At 66.5% G+C, this 3,905-nt stretch carries 4 protein-coding genes; 2 read left to right on the top strand and 2 right to left on the bottom strand.

Annotated elements, in window-relative coordinates; genetic code table 11:
• The first annotated feature begins 251 nt into the window (after nucleotides 1-251).
• Both ACY45C_RS20365 and ACY45C_RS20360 read left to right on the top strand, forming a co-directional pair.
• Nucleotides 252-1,118 (top strand): glycosyltransferase family 2 protein, encoded by an 867-nt coding sequence (locus ACY45C_RS20365; protein WP_462189158.1) that lies wholly within the window; start codon nucleotides 252-254, stop codon nucleotides 1,116-1,118.
• Nucleotides 1,115-2,146 (top strand): glycosyltransferase family 2 protein, encoded by a 1,032-nt coding sequence (locus ACY45C_RS20360; protein ID WP_462189157.1) that lies wholly within the window; start codon nucleotides 1,115-1,117, stop codon nucleotides 2,144-2,146. The genes ACY45C_RS20365 and ACY45C_RS20360 overlap by 4 nt, the downstream gene beginning before the upstream one ends.
• A gap of 187 nt (nucleotides 2,147-2,333) precedes the next feature.
• Here the strand turns inward: ACY45C_RS20360 and ACY45C_RS20355 are convergent, their stop codons facing one another.
• Together ACY45C_RS20355 and ACY45C_RS20350 are read right to left on the bottom strand one after the other, a co-directional pair.
• Nucleotides 2,334-2,573, bottom strand: a complete 240-nt coding sequence (locus tag ACY45C_RS20355; RefSeq protein WP_462189156.1) for a glycoside hydrolase family 16 protein — start codon at nucleotides 2,571-2,573, stop codon at nucleotides 2,334-2,336.
• A complete protein-coding gene (locus ACY45C_RS20350; protein WP_462189155.1) occupies nucleotides 2,480-3,142 on the bottom strand; it encodes a glycoside hydrolase family 16 protein in 663 nt (220 codons plus the stop codon). The genes ACY45C_RS20355 and ACY45C_RS20350 overlap by 94 nt, the downstream gene beginning before the upstream one ends.
• Between the last annotated feature and the right edge of the window lie 763 nt (nucleotides 3,143-3,905).

The raw sequence follows: 3,905 nt of genomic DNA, 5'->3' as shown, positions 1-3,905 counted from the left end.
GAGTACTAGGCGGTTGTCATTCCACCATCAATCCCCGCATCCGTACTGCTATCCTGCCCTGGGGAGTATGTAGTCCGCGCCGGAAGCAGGCGGCAACCACCGGGGGGCATCTGGAAGCACGGGGTTACGTCCACCCTGCTTCACGGAATTCTGACTCCTCGGCAGATCTGCCTAGTCGAAGGTTCTGCAGGGCACAGCGCCCCGGGCCCTTCGCGCCGAAGGGCACTGAAGATTCATGGGGGAGAATTCTCATGTCGACAGCTCAGACTCGGCCGACGGTCAGCGTTGTCATTCCAGCGTTGAACGAAGCCCGGAATCTGGCACATGTATTTGCCCGCCTGCCAGCCGATGCGGAGATCGTGCTCGTCGACGGGCGGTCGACCGACGGAACCGTCGAGGTGGCACGGCGACTGCGGCCGGACGTGGTCATCGTAAACCAGACCCGCCGCGGGAAGGGTAACGCGTTGGCCTGTGGATTCGCGGCGGCCACCGGCTCCATCATCGTCATGCTCGACGCGGACGGCTCCGCCGATCCCGGTGAGATCGACGCCTACGTGTCCGCGCTTGTCCTCGGCGCAGACTTCGCGAAGGGCTCCCGCTTCTGCGCTGGCGGTGGGAGCAGCGACATCACCCAGCTGCGCCGCCTGGGCAACCGGGTACTCAACGGCCTGGTCAACCTGCTGATCGGCAGTCGCTACACCGACCTATGCTACGGCTACAACGCCTTCTGGCGGCATTGCCTGCCAGTGCTGGAGATGGAGCCCGGCCGCACCGACTCGGTGAAGCGATGGGGTGATGGGTTCGAAGTCGAGACCCTCATCAACATGCGGGTCGCGCTCGCCGGCATGCGCGTAGTCGAGGTGCCCAGCTACGAGCACCACCGGATCCATGGCGCCAGCAACCTCAACGCGCTCTCCGACGGCACCCGGGTGCTGCGCACCATCCTGGTCGAGGCCCGTGGCAAGGCCCGGATCCGGCCACGTGCCACCGTCCCGCCGCACCCACTGCTCGACATCCCCGAGCAGAAGCATGCGCCGACCACCCCACTCGGCCTGAGCACCCCGGCCGGCCCCGCCGCCTCGATCACCACCTCCACGACGCGGCTGGAGAACGCGTGACCCACGATGTGACCAGCAGCATTCCGGGCCTGGGGCAGTTCGGCGTCCTCGGCTCCGGTAGTCGCACCGGAACCGGACCCCACGCCGCGCATCTTCCCGGGTCGCGGTCTGCTGACGACCGACCGAGCGCGTCCGTGGTCGTGTGCTGCTACACCGAGGCCCGTTGGGACGACCTCTGCGCGGCCGTCGCCAGCGCCCACGACCAACTCGGGGTACACGACGAGCTTGTCCTCGTCGTTGACAACAACGAGGCCCTGCTGCGGCGTGCCGTCAGCGCCATGCCGGATGTCACCGTGGTGGCGAGCACGGGCCCACGCGGCCTGTCCGGCGCACGCAACACCGGCATCGCGGCCACCACAGGCGACATCGTCGTCTTCCTCGATGACGATGCCAGGGCGGAACCGAGCTGGCTCGAGCGCATGCTTGCCCCGTATGCCGATTCCCGTGTCATGGGAGTCGGTGGTGCCGCCCGTCCGGCCTGGCCCACCACCCGGCCCACATGGTTCCCGCCCGAGTTCGACTGGGTCGTCGGATGCAGCTACGAGGGTCTGCCCACCTCACGGGCGCCCGTCCGCAACCCGATCGGCGCATCCATGTCCTTTCGGCGCTCGGCCTTCGATGCGGTCGGCGACTTCACGCACGGCATCGGCCGCACAGGCACGGACCCGATGGGCTGCGAGGAGACGGAGTTCGGGATTCGGCTGCGCCAGTCCGATCCGAAGGCGGTCGTTCTCTACGAGCCCGCATCGGTGGTCGCCCATCGGGTGACCACCGAACGAACAACCTTCACCTACTTCCGGCGACGCTGCTATGCCGAGGGGCTGTCCAAGGCGCGGGTTGCCGGGCTCGTCGGCCAGGAATCAGCCCTGGAGGCGGAGCGGACGTATGTGAGTCGGACCCTTCCCCGGGCTGTCTGGCGTGATCTGTCCAGCGCCGGTCACCGCTCGCGCGCAGCGGCGATCGTCTTCGGAGTGGCCGCGACATCCTGCGGCTACCTACGCGGGCGACTCGGACGCCGAGCAGGCTAAGCACGATGAGGGCCGGCCCGGGAACATACCCGAGCGAGGACCCGCGCGGTGTGGGTGACGGAGAGCAGGTCTCGGCTCCCCGTCACCCACACCCGGCACGCCTCGTCACGTAGGTCACCCACCCGGCGGCAACCGCTCCCGCCAAACCCCCTGTGCCACCACTGCGGCCATCGTTGTGCCAGACGTCTCAGAGCAGGTTCGCCGGCGCCCGGTAGATCTTGATCCAGTCGACGAACATCGTGACCGTTGGCGGCGTCTGTGCGTTCCTGCACGGGACCACCTGAAAACAGCCTCGATCATGCTGAAGCGTCATATGCATCGGCTTTACCGGGATCATATTGCGTTCACGCGCATTCGTCGGCCGCCTGACCGTCCAGGTTGGCTTACCGTCCAGATAATATACGATACGATTCGGCAACCATTCCACCCCGACTGTGTGCCACTGGGTAAAATCAGCGTACACTTTTTTTCCAACTGCCGATTATCGCTGCCGAAATGAAGGAAGTTACTGCCGACCTGACGCTGCGGGTCCGGGACCTCAATGACGTCGATCTCCCCGTCGACCGGCCACTTCTCAGACTGCGGCCAGAGCAGTACCACCGCCGAGTACCCGGACCCCCGCTCCACGCGAATCCGCGCCTCCCACCGCCCGTACCGCAGGTTGATGCGGCTGGCGACACCGCCGGAAACGTCACGCCCAGCCGCATCGATCCATCCGGTGAGCCGCAGCGTGCCGTTCGCCACCGAGACGTTGGCCGGTGACCTGGGCATCAGCGGGACCTGCGGCGAGTCGTAGATCGTCCACCGGTTCGGGTCGAGCGTGTTCCCGTTGAAGGAGTCGGCGTAGACCGGCGTTCCCCAGACCGGATTCGGCGCCCATGTCGACGTCGAACCCGGCGGATCACTGACAGCCGACGGCGCGGACGGGGACGGGGACGCCGGCAGGGTGGAGGCCCCCGACGACGCAGGCTGCTTGTCGGACGGATCCGACGACATCCCCGGCTGCGGGGTCGACGAGGCTGACGTCGGCCCACCGGGCAAGGCCGACCCCCCATCCTCGCCATCGGACGTCCAAGCCGGTCCGCAGGCGGCCACCAGCACCAACAAAACTATCAAAAGTCGACGGTCGGGCCGCCGAACGGTCTTTCGCATGACAACCCCCGCCGCAGATCGCTCCACCGTGCTCCCCAGACAGCGACGGCGACGGCACCGGCACGACTAACAGGACCGTAGCCATTGTCCGTCGCACACGGTTCCTCGTGGACACGGATTGCCAACTCCGAAGACGCGGTCTGCCCGGCACCCAGCATGCCATCCGGACATCGGCCGTGGCTATCCGAGGAGATTTTAATTTTAACGTCGACGCCAGGCGCATCAAACCTAGACCGGCCGTTAGAATAACGGACCCGCGGGTCCGCGGCACGCCAAGCATGAACAGGTGCCCGCCACGCAGGGAGGGCCGGTCGGGGCTGCGAAGCCAGATGAGCAAACTATACGCGAGGACGGCGAGACGGAAGCACCGGCAGCTGTTCTGGCCGGCCTGGTTGCGGTTCGGTCCGCCTGATGCATCCCTGACCACACATTGAGGTTGGCGACCGTGCCCGTGTTGTGCGACCGGCTACGGTCCGGGACGGATACGGCGCAGTACGCTCCCTTTTAGTACGCACCCTCGCGGCGCAGGACCGCGAACACGGTACGCCAGAGGATGTAGAAGTCGAGGGGCAGCGACCAGTTCTGCACGTACCGCAGATCCAAGCGC

This window comes from Frankia sp. CcWB2, assembly GCF_977927585.1.
Note: the sequence above shows the minus strand (reverse complement) of the source record. Positions and strands in the feature narration are given on the sequence as shown.

Bases quoted from the DNA above. Each gene is read 5' to 3' on its own strand.
- ACY45C_RS20365 (WP_462189158.1), top strand. From the start codon at position 252: ATGTCGACAGCTCAGACTCGGCCGACGGTCAGCGTTGTCATTCCAGCG.
- ACY45C_RS20350 (WP_462189155.1), bottom strand. From the start codon at position 3,142: ATGTCGTCGGATCCGTCCGACAAGCAGCCTGCGTCGTCGGGGGCCTCC.